Here is a 26,889-nt window from a genome sequence, read left to right on the forward strand (position 1 = left end):
GCGCTGAACGAAGCCTCGGACACCCGCGACGACGAGGTTTTGTCCCAGGGCCATGAACGTGCAGATTCTTTCTCAGTACGAAAGTTGAGGACTCACATCGTGGCGAGCGTGAACATCAAGCCGCTTGAGGACAAGATCCTGGTGCAGGCCGTCGAGGCCGAGACGACCACCGCCTCGGGCCTGGTCATCCCGGACTCCGCCAAGGAGAAGCCGCAGGAAGGCACCGTCATCGCCGTCGGCGAGGGCCGGGTCACCGAGCAGGGCAACCGCGTCCCCGTGGACGTCAAGGAAGGTGACACCGTCATCTACAGCAAGTACGGCGGCACCGAGATCAAGTACGCCGGCGAGGAGTACCTGATCCTGTCGGCGCGCGACGTCCTCGCCGTCATCGGCAAGTAGGACTCGGGCCACACAGACCCCGCGAGTCGTTCGCGATTCGACGCACCGCCCCGGCTCCCCGTGCAGGGGTACCGGGGCGGTGTGCGTTGTCTCGACCGACTCCCGTGAAGAAAGAGATTCATGGCCAAGCAGATTGAATTCAACGAAACCGCGCGGCGGGCGCTCGAGCGAGGCATCGACCAGCTCGCCGACACCGTGAAGGTCACCCTCGGCCCGCGCGGCCGGCACGTGGTCCTCGCCAAGGCATTCGGTGGACCGAGTGTCACCAACGACGGTGTCACCATCGCCCGCGACATCGACCTCGAGGACCCCTTCGAGAACCTCGGTGCCCAGCTGGTCAAGTCGGTTGCGACCAAGACCAACGACGTCGCAGGTGACGGCACCACCACCGCAACGGTTCTCGCGCAGGCGATGGTCAAGGCCGGTCTGCGCAACGTCGCCGCCGGTGCCAACCCGATCGCGCTCGGACAGGGCATCAGCAAGGCCGCCGACGCACTGAGCGAAGCCCTGCTGGCCGCCGCGACCCCGGTCGCCGGCGAGCAGTCCATCGCCCAGGTCGCCACCGTCTCCTCTCGCGACGAGGAGATCGGCGAGATGGTCGGCAAGGCGATGTCCGTGGTCGGCGCCGATGGCGTCGTCACCGTCGAAGAGGGCTCGGGGCTGCAGACCGAACTCGAGATCACCGAGGGCGTGCAGTTCGACAAGGGCTTCCTCTCGCCGTACTTCGTCACCGACGTCGACAGCCAGGAAGCGGTCCTCGAGGATGCGCTCGTGCTGCTGTACCGCGACAAGATCAGCTCGCTGCCGGAGTTCCTGCCGCTGCTGGAGAAGGTCGTCGAGGCGGGCAAGTCGCTGCTGATCGTCGCCGAGGACGTCGAGGGCGAGCCGTTGTCGACCCTGGTCGTGAACTCGATCCGCAAGACCATCCGAGCCGTCGCGGTGAAGTCGCCGTTCTTCGGTGACCGCCGCAAGGCGTTCATGGAGGACCTGGCGGTCGTCACCGGCGGCACCGTGGTCACCTCGGACGTGGGCCTGAGCCTGTCGACCGTGGGCCTCGAGGTCCTCGGCTCGGCACGTCGTGTCGTCGTCACCAAGGACGCCACCACCATCGTCGAGGGTGCGGGTACCAAGGAGGCGATCGCCGGCCGCGCCGCGCAGCTGCGTCGTGAGATCGAGGAGTCGGACTCCGACTGGGACAAGGAGAAGCTCTCCGAGCGTCTGGCCAAGCTGGCCGGCGGGGTCGCCGTCATCCGTGTCGGTGCGGCCACCGAGACCTCGCTCAAGGAACGCAAGCACCGCGTCGAGGATGCCGTCGCCGCAGCCAAGGCCGCGGTCGAGGAGGGCATCATCCCCGGCGGTGGTTCGGCGATCGTGCAGGCGTCGAAGGTGCTCGACGAGCTCGCCGCCTCGCTGACCGACGACGAGGCGCTGGGCGTCCGCGTGGTGCGGGATGCTGCCAAGGCGCCGCTGTACTGGATCGCCTCCAATGCCGGTCTCGACGGCGCCGTGGTGGTCGACAAGGTGTCCAACCTCGGCAAGAACGAGGGCTTCAACGCCGCGAGCCTCACCTACGGGGACCTCGTCGGCGAGGGCATCATCGATCCGGTGAAGGTGACCCGTTCCGCGGTCGTCAACGCCGCGTCGGTCGCCCGCATGGTGCTCACCACGGAGACCGCGGTCACCGATCGACCCGCCGAGGAGCCCGCCGGCCACGCCGGACACGGTCACTCGCACTGATCGAGCGGTAGTTCACCGATCGAGCGGTGATACACACACAGGAGCCGGGCATCCTCCGAGGATGTCCGGCTCCTGTGTCGTTCGCGGTGGTGTCCGCAGGGCCCTGCTCGCCGTCCGCCGGCGGCTACGGACTGCTCAGCTCGCCATGCGGCGACCGACGCCGCGCTTCATCAGCATGCTGCGTTCGGACTCCGAGAGTCCGCCCCAGATCCCGTAGGGCTCGGCCACTGCCAGCGCGTGCTCGCGGCACTGGGCGATGACGGGGCACTGGTGGCACAGCTCCTTCGCCCGACGTTCACGCTGGGCGCGCGCACGGCCACGTTCACCGTCAGGATGGAAGAACATCGACGAGTCGACGCCGCGGCAGAGGCCGGACATCTGCCAGTCCCAGATGTCTGCGTTGGGGCCGGGGAGATGATTGGGCTGAGGCATGGCAGCTACTCCTTGTCTAAGGCCGCACCGAGGTGCTCGGTCGAGAAACGTCGATTTCCTGCAACGCTTGGGCTCACATTAAGCGGCCCTGAGAAATGGCGTCAATACCGTCGAAATCAGACATCGGGGCAGTGAAAGTCTCCTAAATGTTAACGGCGGGTTAGATGAACGGATGGTGCTAGCACAGCGGGGTCGAGGGGTTGTCACGCCCTCTGATCGGACGAAGGTAATGGGCCGCGACCTGCGTAGATGGAAAGACCAATGCTTTCCTCGACGAGTGAACACGACCTGATCATCGAACGACGGCCGTGTCAACGGTTAACACCGAGGAAATCTGGTTATTATCCGCCGGTGATCTGGTCGCAGGATTAACGTTGGGAATCGTTCGTTAAATTCATGCAAACCAAAAGAGAAGTAGTGATCAAGACCACTTCACGGGGCCTCGACAAGGCTCTTGAACTGCGTTGGGAGGCCGCGGTGGAGGCGGGAGGCCGCGGTGAATACGCCGCGGCGCTCACCATGCTGGCGCGGTTGGACGAGGACGTGAGGTCCACACAGGGGTCGACGCCCCGCGGACCCGCCGCCGCGTTGCTGTCGCTGTGCCGGAGCACGACGGCCTCGCTGCTGCGGCAGGGCGGACGCCACGATCTCGCGCTGGGACTCGACGGGGTCGCCTTCGCAACGGTCGCGGGTGTCCATCCGGTCGCGGACGATCTGGGACGGGATGACTCGGCTCGGATCGACCCGGTACGGGCCGCACAGTCCGATGCTCTCATCGGACTGGCTGCCGACAATCTCGGTCTCCTTCGTTTCCGGGCGTCGGCGCGACTGCTCGGTCGTGCTCGGGAGCAGCTGTCCGGGCCGGGCGGGTCCGGCCCGGAGGGGTGGGCCTCATCGGAAGCCGTGGACTGGCTCACCCACGGCCGGTGCCGGCTGCGCTGGGAATGGGTCAGTGCCGAACTCGGGCTGTACTCCGGAGACGTCGCCGCGGGGTTGGCTCATGCAGAGGCCGCCGACCGGCTCGTCCGTCATCTGGCCGGCACCTCGGACGTGCCGGTCCGGCATCGCGTGAAGACCTCTCTCATCCACGCGGCGGCCCTCGCCGGGGCGGGGAATTCCGAGGCATCGGCCGCGCGGGCCCGTCGCGTCGTCGTCGATGCAGGTGAACACGGTTTGATGCCCCTGGAATGGGCGGCGACGAGCCTGCTCGTCGGCACGGGCGTGGCGTCGGCGTCGGAAGAGGAGAGATGTCGAGAACTGCGCGCCACGCTGAGCGGCAAGGGCATGGCACTGACGCCCGCGGAGTGATGGCTAAGGTGTTTGAGGGTCTGCCTCGTGCGTTGCGGTGACGTTCAGGGGTGTCGCGGCCCGTAACAGGACCGCCTCACGACGGTCAACCGATCTGTAACACGGGGATTCCTACGCGCGATGAAGCTGTCAGGTGGTGAGTTGGACGACGCTGTCCGGGCCGCGGGCCAGGGCGACCGTGCAGCTCTCACCTCTGTCCTCGAAAGCGTGCAGGAACCGATCCTGCGCTATTGCCGAGGGCGAATCGGAGTAGGAGAACGTCATCTGTTCTCCGCAGACGACATCGCGCAGGAGGCTTTGATGGCGGTGATGACCGCGCTGCCCCGTTATCGGGACCAGGGCAAGCCGTTCATGGCCTTCGTCTACGGCATCACGTCACACAAGGTCGCCGATGCCATGCGGGTGGCCGCCCGGGTCAAGTCCGACCCGGTGGAGGATGTGCCCGAGGTGGGTCATGTGACCGGCGGACCGGAGCAGTCCGCTCTCGACGCCGACGGCAGTAGGCGGATGCGCGCGTTACTGGACATACTTCCGGAGAAGCAGCGCGAGGTGCTGGTACTCCGGCTGGTCGTCGGCATGTCGGCCGAGGAGACGGCCCAGATGATCGGGAGCACCGCGGGTGCGGTTCGAGTGGCCCAACACCGGGCGCTGGCGAAGCTGAAGGACGAGTTGACACGGACAGGAGGTCACGATGAGCGGGGAGTCTGACTGGCGCGATCGTCGCTTTGTCCACGGACGCGAACATCTCGGCCGTCCGGGTCAGCCGTCGAGCCGGGGTCGGGGACCGGGTCCGAGCGGCCCGTCCACCGGAGGTCCCGCCGCCGGAGGGCCCGCAACCGGCGGTGACGCTCTCGGGCACGAAGCGGGCGCAATCGGTGCGGAATCACTGGACATCGCCGAGGTCGGTTTCGACGAGAACTTCCTCGACGCACTTTCCCACGATGTGCCCGTCCCCACCCGTGACAGCACCGAATACCAACTCGCAGAACTTCTCTCGGGGTGGCGCAACGAGGTCGTGTCGACCCCGGTGCCGCAGCTGGTGTCCGTCGACGACGTCGAGCGCGCGATCGCGAGCACCGAACGCGCGAGTCGTGGCCGCCGCATGGTGCGCCACCTGCGCGTGGTGTCCGGCGCGGCCGCGATCGTCATCGTGGCAGCGGCCGGCCTGACCGTCCTGTCCGAGGGCTCGCAACCGGGCGACCCGCTGTGGGGCGTCAAGCAGGTCGTGTTCGCCGAGGCGGCGTCGGAGACCCAGGCCGCCCACGATGTGCGCGCGGACCTCGAACGTGCCGAGGCGGCGATCGCCGCAGGCGACACGCAGGCGGCCGCGAGCTTCATCGCGAAGGCCCAGAGCAGCATGGGGCCGATGCGCGACAAGGACAGCCGGGAGGAGATGTCGGACTGGATGAACCGGCTCCGCGCCGGGGTCGGCCTGCCGCCGACCCGGGATGCGACGTCGTCGGCCGGTCAGTCGGAATCCGCGGCGACCGAATCCGGCGCAACGACCACCAATCCGGACGTGCGCAACCGGACCGACCAGAGGTCGCCCTCCGACAGTTCGGTGACCACGACACCGACGACCGAGGTGCCGCCTCCCGCGGAGGAGCCCGGTCAGACCGAGGAGCCGTCACAGTCGGCCCCGCCGAGCGAGCCGACCACCGGGCCCACCGAACCCACGACGAGTTCCTCGGTGTCGCGTACACCCGCCGACTTCCCGGCCTTCCCGTGGACACCGCCGCCCGGTGTCGACGCGTCGGACGGACGGCCCCGCTAGATCCGCAGGAACCAACCGCAGACGACTGCGCCCGTACCGATCTCGGTACGGGCGCAGTCGTGTGAGGGGGAGATGTCGGTCTGGTGGGCGGTGGCCCGCTGGTGTCAGCGGCCTTCGTCGAAATGGTTGCGGGCGTCGGCGTAGCCGCGGCAGTAGTCCCAGGTGACGTAGGCGTCGGGTCGCGGGTCGACGGCCGGCTCGTGCGGCCGGACGGTCCCGTCGATGAGCAGCTGGATCAGGTTGGCCCGGAGCATGTCCCAGTCGTGGTAATGGTCCTCGTGGCAGTCGTCGCAGACGACGACGAGACCGCGGACGCCGCGGTGGGCGAGCAGCGCCTCGTAGACCGCGAGATCGGCCAGGTCCTCCTCGACCGCCAGCCGCTCGTTCTCGTCCAGAGGGATGCCCGGTTCCACACTGTCCAGTGCGGAAGCGGGATCGCTCGGGTCGTCGGCGAACGGATCCGGCGGGAGGCCGGGTGGCAGGTGGTCACGCACACCACCACCGTAGCCGATCCGGGCGCTGTTCCGCCGTAGCCCTCCAAAGGTATTCCGAAGGTATCCGAGCCGGTGCCGGAGGAGGTTCCCGAACGTGGGAACGCGGGGTCCCGGACGTCCCACCGGCGCCGGAGTGCACGTGTGACGATCGCCGCATCGGTCGACTCGATACGATGGACCGATGACGCATGTTCGCACCGGTGGAGACGATCCCGGCAAGGTCGCAATGCTCGGCCTGACCTTCGACGACGTCCTGTTGCTGCCCTCGGCCTCGGACGTGATCCCCAGTGAGGTCGACACCTCCTCGCGAGTGACCAAGAACGTGACGCTGCGCGTGCCGCTGGTGAGCTCCGCGATGGACACCGTCACCGAGTCTCGCATGGCCATCGCGATGGCGCGCGCCGGCGGCATGGGCGTGCTGCACCGCAACCTGTCCATCGAAGCGCAGGCCGCCCAGGTGGAGACCGTCAAGCGGTCCGAGGCCGGCATGGTCACCGATCCGGTCACCTGCACGCCGTCGCACACCCTCGCCGAGGTCGACGCGATGTGTGCGCGGTACCGGATCTCCGGGCTGCCCGTCGTCGACGACAAGGGTGAGCTCGTCGGCATCATCACCAACCGCGACATGCGCTTCGAGGTCGACCAGAACCGTCCGGTCGCCGAGGTCATGACCAAGGCGCCGCTCATCACGGCGCAGGAGGGCGTGTCCGCCGAGGCCGCGCTCGGGCTGTTGCGTCGCAACAAGATCGAGAAGCTGCCGATCGTGGACGGCAACGGTCGACTCACCGGTCTCATCACCGTCAAGGACTTCGTCAAGACCGAACAGCATCCGAATGCCACCAAGGACTCCGACGGTCGTCTCCTCGTCGGCGCCGCGGTGGGTACCGGTGGGCCGCAGTGGGACCGCGCGATGGCCCTGGCCGACGCGGGCGTCGACGTGATCGTCGTCGACACCGCCCACGCGCACAATCGCCTCGTGCTCGACATGGTCGCCAAGCTGAAGGCGGAGGTCGGCGATCGTGTCGACGTCGTCGGCGGAAACGTCGCGACCCGCGAGGCCGCCCAAGCGCTCATCGACGCCGGTGCGGATGCGGTCAAGGTCGGCGTCGGACCGGGCTCGATCTGCACCACCCGCGTGGTGGCGGGCGTGGGTGCCCCGCAGATCACCGCGATCCTCGAGGCGGTCGCCGTGTGCCAGAAGGCCGGTGTGCCGGTCATCGCCGACGGCGGTCTGCAGTATTCGGGCGACATCGCGAAGGCGCTCGCCGCCGGTGCGTCGACCGCGATGCTCGGCTCGCTGCTCGCCGGCACCGCCGAGGCACCGGGCGAACTCGTCCTGGTCAACGGCAAGCAGTTCAAGAGTTACCGCGGCATGGGTTCACTCGGCGCGATGCAGGGCCGCGGCCAGGCCAAGTCGTACTCGAAGGACCGCTATTTCCAGGACGACGTCCTCAAAGAGGAAAAGCTCGTCCCCGAGGGCATCGAGGGTCGCGTGCCGTTCCGCGGTCCGCTGGCGCAGGTGATCCACCAGCTCGTCGGTGGTCTGCGTGCCGCGATGGGCTACACCGGTTCGTCGTCGATCACCGATCTCCAGACCGCACGTTTCGTCCAGATCACCGCGGCCGGGCTCAAGGAATCGCATCCCCACGACATCACCCTCACCTCCGAAGCGCCCAACTACTATTCCCGCTGACATCCCGCGGCCGTTCCCGCCGGTCCCTCCGGACCGGGGACGCCGTAGGGTCGTCGTGCAGCTGAACTCCGCAGAAAGGCGCACTGGTGCGTGACCTCGTCGAAATCGGCATGGGCCGGACGGCCCGACGGACCTACGAACTGGACGACATCAGCATCGTCCCGTCCCGTCGGACCCGTTCGTCCAAGGACGTCTCCACCGCGTGGCAGATCGATGCCTATCGGTTCGAGTCCCCGATCCTGAGCCACCCGACCGATGCCCTGGTGTCGCCGTCGGTGGCCATCGAGCTCGGCAAGCTCGGCGCGCTCGGCGTCATCAACGGCGAGGGACTGTGGGCGCGGCATCGCGACGTCGAGGCCAAGCTCGAGGAGCTGGCCGCCATCGCCGCCGGCGATCCCGATCCGTATGCGGCGGTGCGTCATCTGCAGAAGCTGCACGCCGCACCCCTCGACAGCGGCCTTCTCGCCGAAGCGGTTGCGCAGGTCCGCGACGCCGGTGTCACCACCGCGGTGCGCGTCAGCCCGCAGCACGCACCGGAACTGACCCCCGCCCTCCTCAAGGCGGGTGTCGAACTCCTCGTGGTGCACGGCACGATCATCTCCGCCGAGCACGTCGCGCAGGTCGACGCCGACGGGGCCCAGCGCGAACCGCTGAACCTGAAGACGTTCATCGCCGACCTCGACATCCCGGTCATCGCCGGCGGCGTCCTCGATCACAGCACCGCGCTGCACCTGATGCGCACCGGTGCCGCGGGCGTCATCGTCGGCTACGGCTCGGCAGCCGGAGCGACGACCACCGGTGAGGTGCTGGGCATCGGCGTGCCGATGGCGACCGCCATCGCCGACGCGGCCGCCGCCCGTCGCGACTACCTCGACGAGACCGGTGGACGCTACGTCCACGTCATCGCCGACGGCGACATCCACACCTCAGGTGACCTGGTCAAGGCCATCGCCTGCGGTGCCGATGCCGCGGTGCTCGGTACGCCGCTCGCCGCCTCGGCGTCGGCTCCCGGTGGTGGCTGGTACTGGCCGTCGGCCGCCGCTCACCCCGACACCCCGCGCGGGGCGCTGCTCCAGGTGGCCGGCAACGCCGACCGCCCGAGCCTCGATCGAGTCCTCAACGGCCCGTCCGACGATCCGTTCGGCGAGCTCAACCTCGTCGGTGCGCTGCGGCGCGCGATGGCCAAGGCGGGGTACTGCGACCTCAAGGAATTCCAGCGCGTGGGGCTGTCCGTCCACGCTTGACCGCTCCCTGAGTACCGTCCGGAGCTTGCGGAGACCCGTCGCTCGCTCCCTGAGTACCGTCCGGAGCTTGCGGAGACCCGTCGCTCGCTCCCTGAGTAGCGTCCGGAGCTTGCGGAGACCCGTCGCTCGCTCCCTGAGTAGCGTCCGGAGCTTGCGGAGGACGCGTATCGAAGGGTTAGGGTGACCTGGCTTATCCCATGTGACAACAGCTATTAGTATGGTTTCCATGGGTGTGACAAAGCGATCCGACAGCTCCACCGACTTCGACGTCCTCGTCGTCGGCTCCGGATTCGGTGGCAGCGTGAGCGCGCTCCGACTGGTGGAGAAGGGTTACCGCGTCGGTGTCGTCGAGGCGGGACGCCGCTTCGAGGACGAGGAGTTCGCCAAGACCAGCTGGCGGCTGAACCGTTGGCTGTGGGCCCCGAAGCTCGGTCTCTACGGCATCCAGCGCATCCATGCGCTCAAAGACGTGATGATCCTGGCCGGCGCGGGTGTGGGCGGCGGTTCGCTGAACTACGCGAACACCCTGTACAAGCCTCCGACACCGTTCTTCACCGACCCGCAGTGGAACCACATCACCGACTGGGAGGACGAACTCACCCCGTACTACGACCAGGCCCGGCGGATGCTCGGCGTGGTCACCAACCCGACCATCACCGACTCCGACCGGATCGTCGCGGAGGTGGCGGAGGAGATGGGCGTCGGCCATACCGTGACGCCCACGCCCGTCGGCGTGTTCTTCGGTGCCAAGACCGGACTCGAGGGTGCACCCGGCGAGACGGTGCCCGACCCGTACTTCGGCGGCGCCGGACCCGACCGCACCGCGTGCACCGAATGCGGTGCCTGCATGACCGGCTGCCGCGTCGGTGCGAAGAACACCCTGCTGAAGAACTACCTCGGACTCGCCGAACGCAACGGCGCCACCATCATCGACCGGACGACGGTCGACTCCCTCGTCCAGCGGGCAGACGGCTCGTGGGAGGTCGGGACACACCACTCGTCGTCGTGGGGACCGTTGGGACGTCGTCGGCGCACGTTGACCGCCGGCCAGGTGATCCTCGCCGCGGGGACGTTCAACACCCAGCGACTGATGCATCACGCGAAAGTCACCACGCTGCCGCAGATCTCGGATGCGATGGGCCGGCTGACCCGGACCAACTCGGAGTCGATCCTGGGCGCGATGGGTTCGCGGGTCGACCCCGAGCACGACTACTCACGCGGCGTCGCGATCACGTCGTCGTTCTATCCGGAACCGAACACCCACATCGAGCCGGTGCGATATGGCAAGGGCTCCAATGCAATTGCCTACTTGCAGACGCTGCTCACCGACGGCGGCACGCGCCGCAACCGGTTCGGGCAGATCCTCAAGCAGGTCGCGAAGAACCCGTTCCTGCTGGTGCGGCTGCTCGTCGTGCGCCAGTGGAGTGAGCGGACGGTGATCGCGCTGGTCATGCAGAACAACAACAACTCGCTGACGACCTTCGTGCGCAAGCGCGGACCGCTGCGTTACATCACGAGCAAACAGGGTCACGGCGAACCGAACCCGACATGGATTCCCAAGGGCAACGAGGCAACTCGCCGGATGGCGACCAAGCTGAACGGCGGCGTCGCCGGCGGCACCTGGGGCGACATCCTCAACATGCCGCTGACCGCCCACTATCTCGGCGGGTGTGCGATCTCCGACGATCCGGACAGCGGTGTCATCGATCCGTATCAGCGCGTGTGGAACTACCCGACGCTGCACGTCACCGACGGCGCGTCGGTCTCGGCGAACCTCGGTGTGAACCCCTCGCTGACGATCTGTGCGCAGGCCGAACGGGCGGTCGCGTTGTGGCCCAACAAGGGTGAGGAAGACCGTCGGCCCGCGCAGGGGGAGAGCTACCAGCGGATCGACCCCACGGTCCCGGCGGCGCCCGTCGTCCCGGCGGACGCTCCCGGCGCGCTGCGGCTGCCGATCACACCGGTCACGGGCCCGGGCGTCACCGCGTAGATTCCGAAACTCATCAGATTGCGTTTTGTCCCGGAGACCGGGACAAAACGCGACCTGATCCCCACCTCCCGCGCTAGTCGAGCCCGCGCGCGGTGAGTGTGTCGGCGAAGCCGTCCGCGGTGCGGAGGGCGGCGAGCACGACCGGCGCGACCAGGATCCGCGGACCCGGCCGGAGCCCGCGGGCCTGGCGTGCCTCGTCGACCTCGCGCACCACCTCGACCATCAGCGGGATGGCGCGGATCGTCAGTGCGAGCGCGATGGCGATGAGGTCGGTGCGCACCCCGATCCGTCGAAGCGGACCCAGGGCGCGCACGATCGCATCGAGCATGTCGGTGGTGCGGGTCGTCAGCGTCACGACCGTCGCCAGGGCGACCGACAGCGCCAGGACGCCACAGATCACCACCGCGCGCTGCCAGTCGGTGAAGATGACCTGAAAAGCGAAGATGGACAACAACATCCAGGTCAGCGGGCGGAGCTGACGCCAGGCCTCGAGCGGGCCGATGCCGGCGAGCGCGAAGGTCGCCGCGACACCGAGGGTCGCGACCCCCAGCGTGAGCAGTGTCCCCACGGTCAGCGACATCACGAGGATCGCCACCGCCATGGCGACGAATTTGACGCCCGGTGGAAGCCGGTGCAGCAGGGTGTTCCCGGGACGGTAGACGCCGAGGACGTTCACGACATCAGGGTCCGGTAGAACGCGATGGCGGGAGCCGGCTCGTCGTCGGCGACCACCCGGCCTTCGTCGATCACGATGACCCGGTCGAAGCCATCGAGGATGTCGAGGTCGTGACTGACGACGATCAGCTGTTCGTCGAGTGACGCGAAGACGTCGGTGAGCATGCGGGTGTTGCGCAGATCGAGCAAGGTCGTCGGCTCGTCGGCGACGATGATCGCCGGGTCGGTCACGAAGATCGACGCGAGCGCGAGAAGTTGTTTCTGTCCGCCGGACAGTCGTTGAGCGGGATGGTCGGCGTGCTGGGCCAGACCGAAACGCTCGAGTACCTCGAGGGCCCGGACGGCGCGCTGCTTCTTGTCGAGGTCGGTACGGCGCAGCGACAGTTCGATGTCCTCGATGACCGTCGGCATGATGATCTGCCGGTCGGGGTCGGAGAAGATGAACCCGACACGGCGTCGGACCTCACGTTTGTGCCGGGCGACGAGAAGACCGTCGACGGTCACGGTGCCCGAGACCGGCACGACGAGCGCGTTGATCATCCGCGCCAGCGTCGACTTCCCGCTGCCGTTGGCCCCGACGATCCCGATCCGGTTCTCGGTGAGATTCAACGAGACGTCACGCAGCACGACCCGATCGTCGTAGGAGTGCGAGACGTTCGTGAACTCGATCATCGAGGTGTGGCGCCGGCCGGGTCGGCTCAGCTGTCGGCGCCGGAGCGCCGCAACAGTCGGAGCGGCTCGATGAGGCCGGGGCGGCCGCGGTGGATCTGCGCGGCCACCAGTGCGGCGACGACGACTTTGATCACGTCGCCGATGAGGAACGGGCCGTTCGACGTGATCGCCGCCCACACCGTCAGATCGGTGCGCAGGATCAACCCGAGAATGCCGAACAGGTAGATGACGAACATCCCGCCCAGTGCGTTGATCCCGATGCCCCAGAGCACGCGGTACCGCGGCCGGTCGCCGACCGCGAGCATCGCCGCAGTCAGCACACCGATGACGATGACCGCCGGCAGCCAGCCGACGAAGTAGCCGGCGGTCGGGGAGGCCAGGGCGGTGAGGCCGCTGCGTCCGCCGGACAGGATGGGGAGTCCCGCGATGGCCAGCACCATGAAGATGACGACGGCGAGAGTTCCCTTCTTCGGGCCCAGGACGGCGCCCGCGAGGATCACACCCAGCGTCTGGAATGTGATCGGCACGCCACTGGAGCCGATGTTGATGGTCCCGGGCAGGCCGAGCGCGGCGATCAACGCGGCGAAGACGGCGGCCTGGGTGAGGTCGCCGATGCTCAGCGACCAAGCGGAGGTACGGGTAGATGCAGTCATGTCGGTGTCGAAGTATTTCACGTCGAGGTCGACCACTAGACTCGGCCGGGTGACAGACTCTTCTGCCGAGGATTTCCTCGAGGGCCCGCGGCCCGTACTCGTCGTCGATTTCGGAGCGCAGTACGCGCAGCTGATCGCACGAAGGGTGCGCGAGGCGCGGATCTACTCCGAGGTGATCTCCCACGACGTCCCGCTGGCGAAGATCCAGGAGAAGAACCCGGTCGCGATCATCCTCTCGGGCGGACCGGCGTCGGTGTACGCCGAGGACGCCCCGGAACTCGACCCCGCCGTCTTCGACCTGGACATCCCGGTCTTCGGCATCTGCTACGGCTTCCAGGCGATGGCGGCAAAGCTGGGTGGCGAGGTAGCCAACACCGGCGGCCGCGAGTTCGGCCGCACCACGTTCACGGTGAACAGTGGCGGTGTCCTGCACCAGGGCCTCTCCGAGACCCAGCCGGTGTGGATGAGTCACAACGATGCGGTGCAGCAGGCGCCGGAGGGCTTCATCGTCACCGGTTCGACGCCCGGTGCTCCGGTCGCGTCGTTCGAGAATCTCGAGCGCCGCATGGCGGGCGTCCAGTACCACCCCGAGGTGCTGCACACCCCGCACGGCCAGCAGGTCCTCACCCGCTTCCTCTACGAGATCGCCGGTCTCGAGGCCACCTGGACCGCCGCGAACATCGCCGACGCCCTCATCGACGCGGTCGCCGACCAGATCGGCGACGGCCGGGCGATCTGCGGTCTGTCGGGCGGAGTCGATTCCGCGGTGGCCGCCGCGCTGGTCCAGCGCGCCATCGGCGACCGTCTCACCTGCGTCTTCGTCGACCACGGACTGCTACGAGCCGGTGAGCGCGAGCAGGTCCAGCACGACTTCGTCGGCGCGACCGGTGCCAAGCTCGTCACCGTCGACGCCGCCGACAAGTTCCTCGAGGAACTGTCCGGTGTCAGCGACCCGGAGACCAAGCGCAAGATCATCGGCCGCGAGTTCATCCGCTCCTTCGAGGGCGCGGTGAGCGAGGTCCTCGGCGAGGAGGCCGAGACGGGCGAGAAGGTCGACTTCCTGGTCCAGGGCACGCTCTACCCCGACGTGGTCGAGTCCGGTGGCGGCAGCGGCACCGCGAACATCAAGAGCCACCACAACGTCGGCGGCCTGCCCGAGGATCTCGAGTTCAGCCTCGTCGAGCCGCTGCGCCTGCTGTTCAAGGACGAGGTCCGTGCCGTCGGCCGCGAACTCGGCCTGCCGGAGGAGATCGTGGCGCGCCAGCCGTTCCCGGGTCCGGGTCTGGCGATCCGCATCGTCGGCGAGGTGACCGCCGATCGGCTCGAGATGCTGCGCAAGGCCGACCTCATCGCCCGCGAGGAGTTGACCGCCGCCGGTCTCGACGCCCAGATCTGGCAGTGCCCGGTGGTGCTGCTGGCCGACGTCCGCAGCGTCGGCGTCCAGGGTGACGGCCGTACCTACGGTCATCCGATCGTGCTGCGCCCGGTCTCGAGCGAGGACGCGATGACCGCCGACTGGACGCGCGTGCCCTACGAGGTCCTCGAGATCATCTCGACCCGGATCACCAACGAGGTCCCCGACGTCAACCGCGTCGTCCTCGACGTGACGAGCAAGCCGCCGGGCACCATCGAGTGGGAGTGACACAACACATCAGGCCGGCGTCGTGATCACGACGCCGGCCTGATGTGTTCACCCCTCGCCTTTCATCTCCGGCTGCGAGTCCCGGAGATGATGAGGATCAGTCCGATCAGCAGCCCGATGCCGACGGCGGCCCAGCCGAGGTCGGCTGCTTCGGGAAGTGCCGGCCCGCCGGCCAGACCCCACCCGGCGACGGCCAGTGCCGCGATCCCCACGATCCCCAATCCCGGTGCGCGGTGCGTTGATTCGGCGTAGTCCTCGGTAGCGGCGGGATCGCCGTTCATCTGCTCGCTCATCGTGTGACCTGAACCTCTCCCATGCCGGTGTGTGCGTCGATCTCGAGAACGGGTCCGTCGGTGCCGTCGCGACCACCGTCGAGTCCGGTGGGGCAGTCGATGTCGCCGATCCCGGTGTCGCAGGTGACACGGACGTTCATGTTCTCGGGCAACGCGACCTTGATGACGCCCATCCCGTTCTGGAGCTCCACCCGCCGGTCCGCGGTGAGGTCGACCTCGCGCAGGTCGAGGGTCATCTCGCCGACGCCGAGGGAGTACTCGGGTTGGATGTCGTTCTCCGTCAACGGCTTCCACACTCGATCGCCGGCCCCTCCGTTCGGGATCGTGATCCCCGAGACCGTCGTGGTGACGATCGTCGCGACGCCCAGCAGAATGGCCACGGGCAGGAGACCGGTGCTGTGCTCGCCGGTGCGTCGTCGGAGGGTTGCGGCCAGCAACAGGCCCGCGCCGACGACTGCGAGGCACAACGAGAGGACTCGGGGCGTGGTGAACCAGTCCACCCCTGCCTGATTCAGGGCGGCCCCGACCGCGCCGACGATGATCGCGAGTCCGAGGACGACCATGGTCAGCGGTGACCGACGGCGCCGAGGCTCGATGGACCTCACCGGGGCGGCGGGTTCGGGGAGATCCCAGGCGAACGGGGCCGCTCCCAACGGATCCCAGGCCGGCGGTGCCGGGTCGAGGTCGTCGGAGGCCGGCACCGGAGTCGGCAGGGGAGACCAGCGTTGCCCGGCCGATCCGGTGTCGACGTCGCCCTGGTTCATGCCCGTCTCCTTCGTTGCCGCCGCGTTCGGGCCGGTGTCGGCCGTGGACTTCTGCAGGTCGACGGTGGGTGTGCTCGCCGAGTTCGCGGCGGTCGTCCCAGAACCGGTCGTCCCGGAACCGGTCATCCCGGTATCGCTCATGGTGCGTGGGACCCATCGTTCGAATTGCCCCGCCGACGGCGGTGGGACCACGACGTCGGTGACGGCCACGGTGTCGATGCTGGTCCCGGGTGGGGGCGTGGGCGTGCGCAGATAGAGCAGGTACCACCCGCCGAGCATCAGGATCGCGCCGACCAGGCCACCCGAACCCCAGGTGCGGTTGGGGCCGATCGAGGTGACGATCACGATCGCGAGGACGACCAGCACGATCACCTGTGGATTGCCCCAGCCGTGGCCGTGACCGTGGCGTCGGTGCCCGCCGTGGCCGCCGGAGTACGCGGCGCGCAGTGCTTCGGCATGGGCGCGCTGGGACCCCGGGAACGCGATCCAGGCCGCCAGGTAGAGGATCAACCCGCTGCCGCCGAAGAAGGCGGAGACCACGAAGGCGACCTTCACGAGCGTGGGGTCGACGCGGTAGCGGGCCGCGATGCCACTGCACACGCCGGCGATGGTCCGGTTCTCCGGACGATAGGGGCGCGTCGACCACAGCTCCCTGAGCTGATTCTGGAACTCCTTGGTGTCCATGGGGATCATCGTGCTCCCTCGAGGGCCCGCAGCACATCGGGTGATCCCCTGATTTCACCCCCGGCGCCGATCGGGGGTGCGGGTCGGGCACCCCGAGTCACGGGTGGAGAAACGGGGGAGAACCCCGATGTCCGGATTGGCATGCCATGGGACCATCGAGGGGTGAGTGGAACGGAGGTGGAGCCTGCGCCGCGGCTGGTACGCCGGGACGGCGGCCGGGTGGTCGCCGGGGTCGCCGGCGGGATAGCCGACCATCTGGGGGTCGACGTCTTCCGCGTCCGGATCGTGTTCGTGGTGCTCGCCGCGCTGGCCGGAGCCGGGGTCGTGGCCTACGGTCTGCTCTGGTTCTTCTGCCCGCCCGGCAAGGACACCGCTCTGCCCGCGCCGGGCGAGCGCCGGCAGTCCCTGGGGCTCGCGGTGATCGGGCTCGTCGCGATGTCGGTCGTCGGCTTCGCCGCCTCGGGCACACCTGCGGAGTATCTCGTTCCCTTCGTGTTCATCGCGATCGGTGCGAGCCTCGTGTGGCGGGAGTTCGACACCTCCCACCGCGCGCCCCGCGCTCCGCTGCTGACCTGGACACGACTGATCGGCGGCGTGCTGCTCGTCGTCGGCGGACTCGTGGTGATCGTCGTCGCCGGCGATCGCAGCTTCGGCGGCCTCAACTCGACGATCCTCGCGGTGGTGGCGACACTCATCGGCGTCGTGCTCCTCACCGTGCCGCTGTGGATGCGGATGTGGCGTGCCCTCAACGAAGAGCGCGCCGCACGCATCCGCAATGCCGAACGCGAGGAGATCGCCTCGCACCTGCACGACTCGGTGCTGCAGACCCTTGCGCTGATCCAGAAGAAGGCCCACCGTCCCGAGGAGGTCGCGCGGCTCGCCCGCAGCCAGGAACGGGAGTTGCGTGCCTGGCTGTTCGGCGACCCCGCGCAGGAACGCGGTTCGCTCGCGGCGGCGCTGCGCAGCGTCGGCGCGGAGGTCGAGGACGCCTATGGCGTCGACGTGGAGATCATCACCGTCGGTGATCTGCGGCCCAACGACGCGCGGGATGCGAAACGATGGTCGGCGCTGGCCGGGGCGACCAGGGAGGCGCTGGTCAACGCGGCCAAGCATTCCGGTGAGCGCACGGTCGACGTGTACAGCGAGGTGACCGAGGACCAGGTCGAGGTGTTCGTCCGCGACCGTGGCGTGGGCTTCGACCCGATGGTCGTCGACGACGACCGCCAGGGGATCAGCCGGTCGATCCGGTCGCGGATGGAACGGATGGGCGGTCGGGTGGCGATCACCTCGACACCGGGGCGCGGGACGAATGTCGCTCTGACGATGCCGCGCGTCGACCGTGTACCGGTGGTCGACGAGGCGGTCGACGAGGCGGTCGACGAGGTCGACGAGGTGGGCGCGGAGACCGGCGCACCGCCGGTGCATCAGGCCCAGACGGAGCAGGCAGAGAAGGAAACAACGGACGACCGGAAGGTGCGATGACCCCCCAGCAGACCTCGAATTCGATGGACACGACCACCGGCGCACCGGCGTCGGGCTACACCGTGTACCTCGTCGACGACCACGCCGTGTTCCGTTCCGGGGTGCGCGCGGAGCTGGCCGACGAACCGGGACTGCGGGTGGTCGGGGAGGCGGGTACGGTGCCGGAGGCGATCGCCGGAATCGTCTCCACCGCACCGGACGTGGTGCTCCTCGACGTCCACATGCCGGCCGGTGGCGGGGTCGCGGTGCTGCGTGGCGTACTCGACCGGCTCGGTACCGATGCGGCGTCGACGCCGGTCTTCCTCGCCCTGAGCGTCTCCGACGCCGCCGAAGACGTGATCGCGACGATCCGGGCCGGTGCCCGCGGGTACGTGACCAAGACGATCGACGGCGCCGAACTCGCCGATGCGGTGCGTCGTGTCGCGGAGGGCGATGCGGTGTTCAGCCCCCGGTTGGCCGGGTTCGTGCTCGATTCGTTCACCGGCAAGTCGTCGGCGCCCGAACCGCCGCTGGATCCGGAACTCGACTCCCTCACCCGCCGTGAACTCGAGGTGTTGCGACTGCTGGCCCGCGGGTACACCTATCGGGAGATCGCCGAGGAGCTCTTCATCTCGATCAAGACCGTGGAGACGCACGCATCCAACGTGCTGCGCAAGACCCAGCAGTCCAACCGCAACGCCCTGACCCGCTGGGCGGCGACACGCCACATCGGCTGATCCGCTGGTTGGGCTCGTCTCCGCTGGTTGAGCTCGTCTCCGCTGGTTGAGCTTGTCGAAACCCTAGCGCAACAGCGCGATCGCGAGGACCACGAGCACCGCCAGCACGGCGAAGAACACGAAGACCGACACCGCGAGGGCCGTGCTCGAGGTGGCCGAGTTCCGGGACGGTTCCCCATAGCCGGGGTTCATCGGCTGACGATGGGGTGACGACGACTGGGAGGCAGCCGAATACGGCTGCGGCGTCGACATCAGCGTCGGGGAGTGGTGCTCCTGCCGCGTATGGGGGATGTCGCGTGAGCCGCGATCGCCGGCCACGGTCGGGGCGTACGGCGGCAGGGTCGCGCCGGCCACCGGGCGATGGGGTCCCGTGGTCGACGAGCGGTTGGCGCGCTGCGCCCACACCGGCGTACCTGCTCCGGGGCGGGTGATGAGGCCGGTGAGCACCTGGTCCCTGGTGCCGCGGGAGCCGGCGGCGAAAGCGGTGAGGGCGTCGCGCGCCTCCGCCATCGACGGTCGTTTCGTCGGACTCGGTTCCAGCAGACGGAGCAGCACCGGTTCGAGATCACCGGCCTTCGTCATCGGATTGATCCGTGCCCGGGCGACCTTGTGCAGCAACGCGATCGAGTTGTCGTCGACGCCGAACGGTGGCTGGCCCTCGACCATCGTGTAGATCGTGGCACCCAGCGAATAGACGTCGGAGGCCTCCATCGGCTCCGCGCCGCGGGCCACCTCGGGAGCGAAATAGGCTGGGGTGCCGGTGATCACGCCGGTCTGGGTGAGTGTCACATCGTCCTTGGCCCGCGAGATGCCGAAGTCGGTGATCTTGACGAGGCCGGCGTTGCGGCCGCCCTCGGCGATCAGGATGTTGCCCGGCTTGATGTCGCGGTGCACGATGCCGGCCGCGTGGGCCTCGACCATCGCGTCGGCCACCTGCGCACCGATCTGGGCGGCCTCCATCGGCTCGAGCGTCGTTGTGGCGTGCAGGATCTGGGCGACGCTGCGTGACGGCAGGTACTCCATCACCAGCCATGGCTCACCGCGGTCGAGGGCGACGTCGTGCATCGCGATGGCGTTGCGGTGCGACAGCTTCGCGGCGATGCGACCCTCGCGCATCGCCCGCTTACGGACGTTGTCCGCGGAATCCTCGGTGAGGCCCTCGGTGGAGACGACCTGTTTGACGGCCACGTCGCGATCGAGGAGCTGGTCGCGAGCGAGCCACACCGTGCCCATGCCGCCGCCGCCGATCCGCGACTTCAGGCGGTATCGGCCGGCCACCAGGTACTGGGGACCTGGGGCATGATGGGTTCCGACGGACGGTGGCATACGGCGATGATAGCGGCGAGGGATCGCCGGCGGGCATCGCACTTGACAGTCCGATCGCACATGTGTTCGACTCGCTGGTATGCGATGGTCCGAGCAGGCGGTCGAGGTCGACGACGGGGCACTCCCCGGGCTGAGCCGCTCCGGCCTGGTGCGGTCGGTGCGGACGCCCGACTTCGAGGGTGTCACCTTCCACGAGGTGCTGGCGAAGAGTGCTCTCAACCGTGTCCCGGAGGCCTCGTATCTCCCGTTTCAGTTCACCGTCAACACTTTTCGCGGATGCACCCACGCGTGCCGGTACTGTTTCGCCCGGCCGACGCATGAATACCTCGACCTCGACGCGGGCAAGGACTTCGATTCCCAGGTGGTCGTGAAGCTCAATGTGGCCGCCGTGCTGCGCAAGGAGCTGAAACGACGCTCCTGGACGCGGGAGACCGTCGCGCTGGGAACCAACACGGACCCCTATCAGCGGGCCGAGGGCCGGTACAAGCTCATGCCGGGGGTGATCTCGGCGCTGGCGGAGTCCCGGACGCCGTTCTCCATCCTCACCAAGGGCACGCTGATCCGGCGTGACCTGCCCCTGTTGCGGCAGGCGGCGGCCCAGATCCCGGTGAGCATCGGGATCTCGCTGGCCATCATCGACCCGGATCTGCAGAAGAAGATCGAACCGGGCACACCGTCGCCGCAGGCCAGGCTGTCGCTGATCCGCGACCTCGCCGACGCCGGCCTCGCGCCTCATGTGATGGTCGCACCGGTCATTCCCTACCTGACCGACTCGACGTCGCACCTCGATGCGCTGCTGGAGGCGTTGGCCGCGGCCGGCGCGTCGGGCGTGACGGCGTTCCCGATGCATCTGCGGTCCTCGACCAAACCCTGGTTCCTGGAGTGGCTGGCCGAGGAGCACCCGGCGCTGATCCGCCGTTACCGCGGCCTCTATGGACGCGGTGCCTACGTGACACCCGAGTACTCGTCGTGGCTGCGGGAGCGGATGCAACCCATGGTGCAGCGCCACGGGCTGGCGGGCTCGGGCGGCCTACGGCAGTCCGGCGCGGATGCGGAGCCGGCGGGGTCGGTCGCCGCGCCCGAACTGCAGCACGCGCTCACCCTGTTCTGAGTCCCGGTCGCGCCACAGGTTTGCTTTCTGTGACGAAAGATGCGCCAGTGCAACGTGTTACGTCCGTCGATCGGGTGCTGATGGCTGTCGGTTGACGCTTGTCGGTGGGTGGTTCTACCCTCTGGGTATCGAAACAATGTTCGAATGATCGGCGGACGAGATCACTCTCGGATCATTCCTTGCGGCGGTTCGATAATCAGATGGCGCAGCACCTTCCCGGCTCGCTCGAGTACCACCACGCGACTGGAGAGTGTCATGGATGTGTCGTCCCGTACGGATGAATTGGCCGGACTCCGCCGACGCATGGCGGCGATGTCGGGGCGTCCCGACCGGCACGCGGTGGAGACGCGTGATCCGGCCGCAGGCGTGCTGCCGATCCCCGAACCGCTGTCGGAAATACTGCCGCACAACGGGATTCCGCGTGGAACGGTCGCCCGATTCGACGGTGCCAACTCGTTGCTGGTCGCGATGATCGCATCGGTCACCCGCGCGGGCGGTCAGGTCGGGATCGTCGGGATGCCCCGGCTGAGCCTGTTGTCGGCGGTGGAGATGGGTGCGGACCTCTCGCGCATCGCCACCATCCCCGATCCCGGCATCGATCCGGTGGAGGTCGCCGCGGTGCTGCTCGACGGCATGGACCTGGTGGTGCTCGGCAAGGTCGGACCGGGGGTGGGCGCGGCGGATGCGGTCGCCCCGTCACGGGCGCGCGTGGTGATGGGACGCGTACGCAAACAGTCGTCGGTCCTGCTGGTCGCCGGTGGCACATGGCCGGGTGCGCAGCTGACCATCGAGGCGCGGGTGCTCACCTACCGCCACAGCCCGTTGGTGCCCGGCGCCACCGACCTGGACTCCGCACGCAGCGGTTACGGCCGCATCGGCGGGATGAGGCTGCAGGTCACGGCCTCGGGACGCGGCAGGCAGTCGCAGAGCACCGAGGTCGATCTCCTGGCACGAGGCCAGGGTGCCGGCCGGACGGTGGAGATGGTCTCGACGACGAGTGCTCGTCCGGTCCTCGCGGTCGCGAACTGATGGCAGGGGTGAACCGATGACACAGCAGGAGCTCGCCAGGCGGACTCTCGCACTCTGGTGCCCGGACTGGCCGGCGATGGCGGCGGCCGCCGAGGCCGATCTGCCGCCGTTGCATCCGGTGGCGGTGCTGTCGGCGAACCGGGTGGTCGCCTGTTCGGCGACCGCCCGGGCCGTCGGCGTCCGACGCGGCATGCGCAAACGCCAGGCACAGGCGGTGTGCCCGGAGATGACCGTGGTCGCGGCCGACGAGGGTCGCGACGGCCGGCTGTTCGATCCGGTGGTGGCCGCGGTGGCCGAGGTGATCCCGACCCTCGAGGTGCTCCGGCCGGGTCTTCTGGTGATCCCCGGTGATCGGGCGGCGCGCTACTTCGGCGGCATGGAGGCGCTCGCCGAGGAACTCGTCGACGTGGTGTCTGCCTGCGGTATCGAATCGCAGGTCGGCATCGCCGACGAGATCTTCACCGCGGTCCTCGCCGCGCGGCACGGCCATCAGGTGGAACCGGGTGGTGACCGGGCTTATCTCGCCGGGCGTCCCGTCGCCGATCTCGCCCTCGAACCCAGCATGAGCGACCCGTCACGTGTCGAGCTGGTGGATCTGTTGCGGCGCTTGGGGATCGGCACCATCGGCGCTTTCGCCGAGATGGACATCGCCGACGTGGCCACCCGATTCGCCCGCGATGCGGTGCTCGCGCACCGTCTGGCCAATGCATTGCCGGGGCGCGTGCCCTCAGGCCGGCATCTGCCGACGGAACTGGACGTCGACCACACCTGCGATCCGCCCGTCGACCGCATCGACGTCGCGGCGTTCATCGGACGTACCCTCGCCGAGAAACTGCATCGTCGTCTGCGGGACGCCGCGGTCGCCTGCACCCGACTCACCATCGAAGCGATCACCGAACGCGGCCAACAGCATTCGCGGACGTGGCATTGTGCACAGCCACTGACTCCGGAGACGACCGCGGACCGCATCCGCTGGCAGTTGGAGGGGTGGCTGACCGGTGGGCGGCGGGGGAACGGCGGCCGGGGAACGAATGGCGGGGGAACGAGTGGACCGGGCAAGGACACCCGTCCCGACTCGCCGATCGTGCGGCTGCGGTTGATACCGGTGGAGGTCGTCGAGGCCGGTGCCCTGCACTATCAGCTCTCCGACGCACTCTCCGGCGGCACAGCGGTCGACCCCGACGTCGAAGAACGCGCCCGTCGCTCACTAGTCCGTATCCAGGGACTGCTGGGTGGCGATGCGGTTCGTATCCCGGTGCTCAGCGGTGGGCGCGGACCTGCCGAGCAGATCACGATGGTGTCCCTCGGCGACGAACGGACACCGCGCCGCGACCCGTCCGCACCGTGGCCCGGCCACCTGCCGCAACCCACCCCGACAGTGCTGGTGGAGACGGCTGTCAGTGTGCTCGACGCCGTCGGCCGACCGGTGCGGGTGACCGACCGGGGAGCGTTCACCGCCGAGCCGGTGACCGTCCGGCTGTCGGAGTCGCCGGGTGGGGGGAAGAGCCGGAAGACGAGCTGGGGGTTGTGCTGGTGGGCCGGCCCGTGGCCGGTCGGCATGGACCGTGCATCCGCGGCAGGGACCACCGAACTGATCGCACGGGCACAGGTGCTGCTCGACGACTCACGCGCTCTGCTGCTGTGTTACCGCGGTGGGGAGTGGATCGTCGAAGGGGTCTACGAATGAGGTCTTCAGCTGTTACGACCCCGCGCGATCACCGGCCACCTGGTGTCCGAGCCGTCGATCGCCACCAGCTCGTCGACCAGGTTGACCGCGTTGCACACGTGGTTCGGCACCACGCGAACGAAGCTCCCGATACCCGGGATGTCCTCGTCGGGAGACTCCGCCGGGAACTCCACCACCGCATGATGTTCCGACAGCAGCACAATGCGGGCATCGTGATGGTCGAGGAGCCGGCCGTACCCGGTGGCCCAGGGTGCGCGGTCGGCGCCGAGGATCTTGCTGCCCGCGTCGAGGACGATCCGGTGGGCGTCCCGGCGCACCACCGTCGCGACCGCGGTCAACGCGACCTCGTCGAAGCCGCACGAGCCGATCTCCACCTGCTGCGCGTCGTTGAACGGATACACGCCGGGGCGGATCTCGGTGAGGACATCCGCATGTCCCGCGTCGAGGAAGCCGACCGTCGGGGTCGAACCGCCGCTCCGGACGCGGGGGTCGACGCCGTTCGCGCGCAACCCGGCGGCCGCCGTCGCCAGCGCGGCCACCTCCTGCTCGGCCGCGGCACGTCGGGTGTCACCGAGACCGTAGGAATGGCCGGGGAAGGTGAACACGCCGATGACGTCGAGTCCCGCCGCGACACCCGCCTCGGCGACGGAACCGGCCAGTTCCGGGGCGACGCCGGTGCGGTGCTGACCGGAGTCGACCTCGACGAGCACCTGCAGGCCGGCCGTGCCGAGCGACCTGGCGAGATGCCGGGCGCCGGCGAGCGAATCGACCCCCACTCGCAGACTGACCCGCTCGGCGAGCGCGCGCAGTCGAGACGCCTGGACGGCGTTCGGCCACAACGGGTATGCGATGAAGATGTCGGTGCACCCGGTGGCATCGGAGGCGTCGGCGAAGGCTTCGGCCTCGCCGATGGTCGCCACGGTCAGCCCCACCGCGCCGTGATCGATCTGAAGGCGGGCGATCTCGGCGCACTTGTGGGTCTTGGCGTGCGGCCGGACGTCGACGCCGACGTTCCGGGCTGCTCCGGCGAGTGTGGCGAGGTTGCGGTCCAGTCGGTCGACGTCGACCTCCAGGTACGGGGTGTCGATCACGCGTCGCGACCACCGGAACTGCGGGGACGCCCCATGGCGGCCGCCGACTCGCCGAACAGCAGGTACTCCTGGTGCAGGATGCGGGTGGTCAAATCAGGGGTGTAGCGATGCCCGAGTTCGGCGATCGTCCCGACGACCGAACTGACCCGTTTGGGCCGATCGATGATGGCGTGCAACACCCGGGACGCGGCCTTGTCGACATCCCAGGTGCCGGGCTGGTTGTCGTACGCCTCGGTGGGGGAGATCATCCGCGTCTTCACCAGCGGCAGACGCACATTGGAGAATGTCACATGATCGGAGACGGTTTCGGTGCCGGTCACATCGCTGAACGCCTCCAGCGCCGCCTTCGACGCCGCATAGGCGCCGAAGCGCGGACCGCGGGACTGCACCGCGATCGAGGTCACGTTGACCACATGTCCCGACCGCCGGGCAACCATGTGCGGCAGGAGTCCGAGGATGAGGTTGACCGCGCCGAAGTAGTTGACCGCCATGACCCGGTGATAGTCGTGGGAGCGTTGCACCGAGTTCACGGTGGCGCGCCGGATGGACCGGCCGGCGTTGTTGACCAGCACGTCGACGTGACCGTGCTCCGCCAGTACCGATTTGACCAGCGCGTTGACCGATTCCTCGTCGGTGATGTCGCACTGATACGCCACCGCACGGCCGGGCGGGATGCCCTTCTTGCTGGTCGTCGAATTCAATTCGGCGGCGGCGGAATCGAGTTCGTCGGCAGATCGGGCCACGATGATCACGTTGGCGCCACGTGCGACGCACATCCGGGCGGTGGCCTTCCCGATGCCGCTCGACCCGCCGGTGATGAGAATGTTCTTGCCCACGAGAGGGCCGCGGGGGTCGCGACGCCGGTTGCGGGAACGGTCGAGGTGCGCAGACCAGTACTGCCACAGGCGGGGTGCGTATTCGGCGAATTCGGGGACACCGATCCCGTGCTCGTGGAGGACGGCGATGGTGGCGTCGGAGGAGAAGTCCACCGGCAGCGACACCGCGTCGAGCACCGCCGGTGGGATGCCCTGTTGGGTGGCGAGGAGATTGCGGCCGACGCGGGCCGGTCCCATCGCGGACAGCGCCAGTACCGGCTCGACCATGGCGTGGGGGACGGCGTCGAATCCCCGGGGTGCACCGAAGGACGGGGCGAGCGCGTTGTACATCTCGGTGATGGTGAGCGAACGCCGGTCCCCGAGGTGGAACACGAGTCCGCTGCGCTGCGGTTCCACGGCGATGAGCGCCACCATGGCTGCGGCGACGAAGTCGACGGGCACCATGTTGAGCGTGCCGAGGTCGGGCATCGGCAACCGCAGCTTCGACGGGAGACGTCCGAGCGCCGCGAGGTGACCGAAGAAGTAGTAGGGGCCGTCGATCTTGTCCATCTCGCCGGTCTGTGAGTCGCCGACGACGATCGAGGGCCGGTACACGCGCCACCGCAGGCCCTCGCGTTCGCGCACGACTCGTTCGGCCTCGAACTTGGTCCGGTGATACGCAGTCGGAAAGCCTTGCCCGACTTCGAAATCGGTTTCGTCGAAGCGGCCGCGATGGTCGCCGGCCACCGCGATCGAGGAGACGTGATGCAACAGGGCGTCGTGGGCGATGGCGAAGTCGGCGACGCGTGAGGTGCCGAGGACGTTGGCGGCCCGTTGCGACTCGGCGCCGGCGGCCATGTCGTAGATCGCGGCGAGATGGACCACGTGGTCGAAATCCGGCAGGTCGTTCGCGTCGAGGCCGAGGCCCGGGCTGGTCAGATCGCCGACGACCGGGGTCACTCGATCGGCGGCACCGAGGTCGTCGAGCAGGGCGGTGAACGTGGATCGAGAGGATTCGCGCACCAGTGCGTGGATGGTCGCGTCGGGGTCGACGGTCAGAAGACGATCGATGACGCGCCGGCCGATGAACCCGCTGCCTCCGGTGATGAAGTAGCTAGTCATGTAGGGATCCCGTCATGTGAGCGGGCATGCCACCCGCTGGATGTCCCGTCCCCCGA

General features: G+C 68.5%; 24 protein-coding genes. 14 read left to right on the top strand and 10 right to left on the bottom strand.

Going from position 1 to position 26,889, the window contains the following annotated elements:
• The first annotated feature begins 99 nt into the window (after positions 1 to 99).
• Both groES and groL read left to right on the top strand, forming a co-directional pair.
• Positions 100 to 399, top strand: coding sequence for a co-chaperone GroES (gene groES, locus IHQ52_RS11295; RefSeq protein ID WP_004019185.1), 300 nt, complete (start codon positions 100 to 102; stop codon positions 397 to 399).
• A gap of 120 nt (positions 400 to 519) precedes the next feature.
• Positions 520 to 2,136, top strand: a complete 1,617-nt coding sequence (groL, locus tag IHQ52_RS11300; RefSeq protein WP_006434463.1) for a chaperonin GroEL — start codon at positions 520 to 522, stop codon at positions 2,134 to 2,136.
• A 135-nt stretch (positions 2,137 to 2,271) separates the two neighbouring features.
• On the opposite strand, the gene IHQ52_RS11305 is transcribed toward groL, so the two are convergent.
• Complete coding sequence (locus IHQ52_RS11305; protein ID WP_006360721.1) at positions 2,272 to 2,568, bottom strand: WhiB family transcriptional regulator; 297 nt, start codon at positions 2,566 to 2,568, stop codon at positions 2,272 to 2,274.
• A gap of 417 nt (positions 2,569 to 2,985) precedes the next feature.
• Here IHQ52_RS11305 and IHQ52_RS11310 point away from each other — a divergent pair, with 417 nt between their 5' ends.
• The 3 genes from IHQ52_RS11310 (at position 2,986) to IHQ52_RS11320 (ending at position 5,650) form a co-directional block, all read left to right on the top strand.
• A complete protein-coding gene (locus IHQ52_RS11310) occupies positions 2,986 to 3,876 on the top strand; it encodes a hypothetical protein (protein WP_006434464.1) in 891 nt (296 codons plus the stop codon).
• A 120-nt stretch (positions 3,877 to 3,996) separates the two neighbouring features.
• Positions 3,997 to 4,584, top strand: a complete 588-nt coding sequence (locus IHQ52_RS11315; RefSeq protein ID WP_024500324.1) for a sigma-70 family RNA polymerase sigma factor — start codon at positions 3,997 to 3,999, stop codon at positions 4,582 to 4,584.
• Entirely contained in the window at positions 4,568 to 5,650 is a 1,083-nt protein-coding gene (locus IHQ52_RS11320) for an anti-sigma-D factor RsdA (RefSeq protein WP_024500325.1), read from the top strand. Before IHQ52_RS11315 ends, IHQ52_RS11320 begins: the two co-directional genes overlap by 17 nt.
• A gap of 104 nt (positions 5,651 to 5,754) precedes the next feature.
• On the opposite strand, the gene IHQ52_RS11325 is transcribed toward IHQ52_RS11320, so the two are convergent.
• Positions 5,755 to 6,144: a DUF5319 domain-containing protein gene (locus tag IHQ52_RS11325; protein WP_006434467.1), complete on the bottom strand. Its 390-nt coding sequence runs from the start codon at positions 6,142 to 6,144 to the stop codon at positions 5,755 to 5,757.
• A gap of 181 nt (positions 6,145 to 6,325) precedes the next feature.
• Between IHQ52_RS11325 and guaB the strand changes: the two genes are divergently transcribed.
• From guaB to IHQ52_RS11340, 3 genes are all read left to right on the top strand, one after another.
• Positions 6,326 to 7,837, top strand: a complete 1,512-nt coding sequence (guaB, locus tag IHQ52_RS11330; protein ID WP_024500326.1) for an IMP dehydrogenase — start codon at positions 6,326 to 6,328, stop codon at positions 7,835 to 7,837.
• A gap of 86 nt (positions 7,838 to 7,923) precedes the next feature.
• Positions 7,924 to 9,081, top strand: coding sequence for a GuaB3 family IMP dehydrogenase-related protein (locus IHQ52_RS11335; RefSeq protein ID WP_006434469.1), 1,158 nt, complete (start codon positions 7,924 to 7,926; stop codon positions 9,079 to 9,081).
• Between the two features lie 226 nt (positions 9,082 to 9,307).
• A complete protein-coding gene (locus IHQ52_RS11340; protein ID WP_006434470.1) occupies positions 9,308 to 11,071 on the top strand; it encodes a GMC family oxidoreductase N-terminal domain-containing protein in 1,764 nt (587 codons plus the stop codon).
• Positions 11,072 to 11,144: 73 nt separating this feature from the next.
• Here the strand turns inward: IHQ52_RS11340 and IHQ52_RS11345 are convergent, their stop codons facing one another.
• From IHQ52_RS11345 to IHQ52_RS11355, 3 genes are read right to left on the bottom strand one after another with little or no spacing between them, the layout of a single operon-like run.
• Positions 11,145 to 11,747 carry an energy-coupling factor transporter transmembrane component T family protein gene (locus IHQ52_RS11345; RefSeq protein WP_006434471.1) on the bottom strand — a complete coding sequence of 201 codons (603 nt, stop codon included), beginning with the start codon at positions 11,745 to 11,747 and terminating at the stop codon, positions 11,145 to 11,147.
• Positions 11,744 to 12,418: an energy-coupling factor ABC transporter ATP-binding protein gene (locus tag IHQ52_RS11350; RefSeq protein ID WP_006434472.1), complete on the bottom strand. Its 675-nt coding sequence runs from the start codon at positions 12,416 to 12,418 to the stop codon at positions 11,744 to 11,746. The genes IHQ52_RS11345 and IHQ52_RS11350 overlap by 4 nt, the downstream gene beginning before the upstream one ends.
• 26 nt (positions 12,419 to 12,444) lie before the next feature.
• The gene (locus IHQ52_RS11355; protein ID WP_040004483.1) at positions 12,445 to 13,071 is read right to left on the bottom strand and encodes a biotin transporter BioY; all 627 of its coding nucleotides are present in this window, start codon (positions 13,069 to 13,071) and stop codon (positions 12,445 to 12,447) included.
• A gap of 49 nt (positions 13,072 to 13,120) precedes the next feature.
• On the opposite strand from IHQ52_RS11355, the gene guaA reads away from it, so the two are divergent.
• Positions 13,121 to 14,713, top strand: a complete 1,593-nt coding sequence (gene guaA, locus IHQ52_RS11360) for a glutamine-hydrolyzing GMP synthase (RefSeq protein ID WP_182156254.1) — start codon at positions 13,121 to 13,123, stop codon at positions 14,711 to 14,713.
• A 62-nt stretch (positions 14,714 to 14,775) separates the two neighbouring features.
• On the opposite strand, the gene IHQ52_RS11365 is transcribed toward guaA, so the two are convergent.
• A complete protein-coding gene (locus IHQ52_RS11365; protein ID WP_182156252.1) occupies positions 14,776 to 15,006 on the bottom strand; it encodes a hypothetical protein in 231 nt (76 codons plus the stop codon).
• A complete protein-coding gene (locus IHQ52_RS11370; RefSeq protein WP_182156250.1) occupies positions 15,003 to 16,463 on the bottom strand; it encodes a PspC domain-containing protein in 1,461 nt (486 codons plus the stop codon). Before IHQ52_RS11370 ends, IHQ52_RS11365 begins: the two co-directional genes overlap by 4 nt.
• Before the next feature lie 132 nt (positions 16,464 to 16,595).
• On the opposite strand from IHQ52_RS11370, the gene IHQ52_RS11375 reads away from it, so the two are divergent.
• Positions 16,596 to 17,936: an ATP-binding protein gene (locus tag IHQ52_RS11375; RefSeq protein WP_220455776.1), complete on the top strand. Its 1,341-nt coding sequence runs from the start codon at positions 16,596 to 16,598 to the stop codon at positions 17,934 to 17,936.
• Positions 17,933 to 18,652: a LuxR C-terminal-related transcriptional regulator gene (locus IHQ52_RS11380; protein WP_276530809.1), complete on the top strand. Its 720-nt coding sequence runs from the start codon at positions 17,933 to 17,935 to the stop codon at positions 18,650 to 18,652. The genes IHQ52_RS11375 and IHQ52_RS11380 overlap by 4 nt, the downstream gene beginning before the upstream one ends.
• A gap of 63 nt (positions 18,653 to 18,715) precedes the next feature.
• Here the strand turns inward: IHQ52_RS11380 and IHQ52_RS11385 are convergent, their stop codons facing one another.
• The gene (locus tag IHQ52_RS11385) at positions 18,716 to 19,978 is read right to left on the bottom strand and encodes a serine/threonine-protein kinase (protein WP_182156248.1); all 1,263 of its coding nucleotides are present in this window, start codon (positions 19,976 to 19,978) and stop codon (positions 18,716 to 18,718) included.
• Positions 19,979 to 20,057: 79 nt separating this feature from the next.
• Here IHQ52_RS11385 and IHQ52_RS11390 point away from each other — a divergent pair, with 79 nt between their 5' ends.
• The 3 genes from IHQ52_RS11390 to IHQ52_RS11400 all read left to right on the top strand — a co-directional run bounded on the left by IHQ52_RS11390 (position 20,058) and on the right by IHQ52_RS11400 (position 23,805).
• Positions 20,058 to 21,089 (top strand): Rv2578c family radical SAM protein, encoded by a 1,032-nt coding sequence (locus IHQ52_RS11390; protein ID WP_006434480.1) that lies wholly within the window; start codon positions 20,058 to 20,060, stop codon positions 21,087 to 21,089.
• Positions 21,090 to 21,344: 255 nt separating this feature from the next.
• Positions 21,345 to 22,118, top strand: a complete 774-nt coding sequence (locus tag IHQ52_RS11395; protein ID WP_182156246.1) for a hypothetical protein — start codon at positions 21,345 to 21,347, stop codon at positions 22,116 to 22,118.
• Positions 22,119 to 22,134: 16 nt separating this feature from the next.
• Positions 22,135 to 23,805 (top strand): DNA polymerase Y family protein, encoded by a 1,671-nt coding sequence (locus tag IHQ52_RS11400; RefSeq protein WP_182156243.1) that lies wholly within the window; start codon positions 22,135 to 22,137, stop codon positions 23,803 to 23,805.
• A 5-nt stretch (positions 23,806 to 23,810) separates the two neighbouring features.
• On the opposite strand, the gene IHQ52_RS11405 is transcribed toward IHQ52_RS11400, so the two are convergent.
• Together IHQ52_RS11405 and IHQ52_RS11410 are read right to left on the bottom strand one after the other, a co-directional pair.
• A complete protein-coding gene (locus tag IHQ52_RS11405) occupies positions 23,811 to 24,896 on the bottom strand; it encodes an alanine racemase (RefSeq protein ID WP_006434483.1) in 1,086 nt (361 codons plus the stop codon).
• Positions 24,893 to 26,833 carry an SDR family oxidoreductase gene (locus IHQ52_RS11410; RefSeq protein WP_182156241.1) on the bottom strand — a complete coding sequence of 647 codons (1,941 nt, stop codon included), beginning with the start codon at positions 26,831 to 26,833 and terminating at the stop codon, positions 24,893 to 24,895. The genes IHQ52_RS11405 and IHQ52_RS11410 overlap by 4 nt, the downstream gene beginning before the upstream one ends.
• Positions 26,834 to 26,889 lie beyond the last annotated feature (56 nt).

It is taken from the genome of Gordonia amicalis (genome assembly GCF_022059885.1).
In the GTDB taxonomy this organism is placed as follows: Bacteria; Actinomycetota; Actinomycetes; order Mycobacteriales; family Mycobacteriaceae; genus Gordonia; species Gordonia amicalis.

Coding starts and splice junctions, on each gene's coding strand:
- groL (WP_006434463.1), top strand. CDS start 520: ATGGCCAAGCAGATTGAATTCAACGAAACCGCGCGGCGGGCGCTCGAG.
- IHQ52_RS11305 (WP_006360721.1), bottom strand. CDS start 2,568: ATGCCTCAGCCCAATCATCTCCCCGGCCCCAACGCAGACATCTGGGAC.
- IHQ52_RS11315 (WP_024500324.1), top strand. CDS start 3,997: ATGAAGCTGTCAGGTGGTGAGTTGGACGACGCTGTCCGGGCCGCGGGC.
- IHQ52_RS11320 (WP_024500325.1), top strand. CDS start 4,568: ATGAGCGGGGAGTCTGACTGGCGCGATCGTCGCTTTGTCCACGGACGC.
- guaB (WP_024500326.1), top strand. CDS start 6,326: ATGACGCATGTTCGCACCGGTGGAGACGATCCCGGCAAGGTCGCAATG.
- IHQ52_RS11340 (WP_006434470.1), top strand. CDS start 9,308: ATGGGTGTGACAAAGCGATCCGACAGCTCCACCGACTTCGACGTCCTC.
- IHQ52_RS11350 (WP_006434472.1), bottom strand. CDS start 12,418: ATGATCGAGTTCACGAACGTCTCGCACTCCTACGACGATCGGGTCGTG.
- IHQ52_RS11355 (WP_040004483.1), bottom strand. CDS start 13,071: ATGACTGCATCTACCCGTACCTCCGCTTGGTCGCTGAGCATCGGCGAC.
- IHQ52_RS11365 (WP_182156252.1), bottom strand. CDS start 15,006: ATGAGCGAGCAGATGAACGGCGATCCCGCCGCTACCGAGGACTACGCC.
- IHQ52_RS11370 (WP_182156250.1), bottom strand. CDS start 16,463: ATGATCCCCATGGACACCAAGGAGTTCCAGAATCAGCTCAGGGAGCTG.
- IHQ52_RS11375 (WP_220455776.1), top strand. CDS start 16,596: ATGCCATGGGACCATCGAGGGGTGAGTGGAACGGAGGTGGAGCCTGCG.
- IHQ52_RS11380 (WP_276530809.1), top strand. CDS start 17,933: ATGACCCCCCAGCAGACCTCGAATTCGATGGACACGACCACCGGCGCA.
- IHQ52_RS11385 (WP_182156248.1), bottom strand. CDS start 19,978: ATGCCACCGTCCGTCGGAACCCATCATGCCCCAGGTCCCCAGTACCTG.
- IHQ52_RS11390 (WP_006434480.1), top strand. CDS start 20,058: ATGCGATGGTCCGAGCAGGCGGTCGAGGTCGACGACGGGGCACTCCCC.
- IHQ52_RS11395 (WP_182156246.1), top strand. CDS start 21,345: ATGGATGTGTCGTCCCGTACGGATGAATTGGCCGGACTCCGCCGACGC.
- IHQ52_RS11400 (WP_182156243.1), top strand. CDS start 22,135: ATGACACAGCAGGAGCTCGCCAGGCGGACTCTCGCACTCTGGTGCCCG.
- IHQ52_RS11410 (WP_182156241.1), bottom strand. CDS start 26,833: ATGACTAGCTACTTCATCACCGGAGGCAGCGGGTTCATCGGCCGGCGC.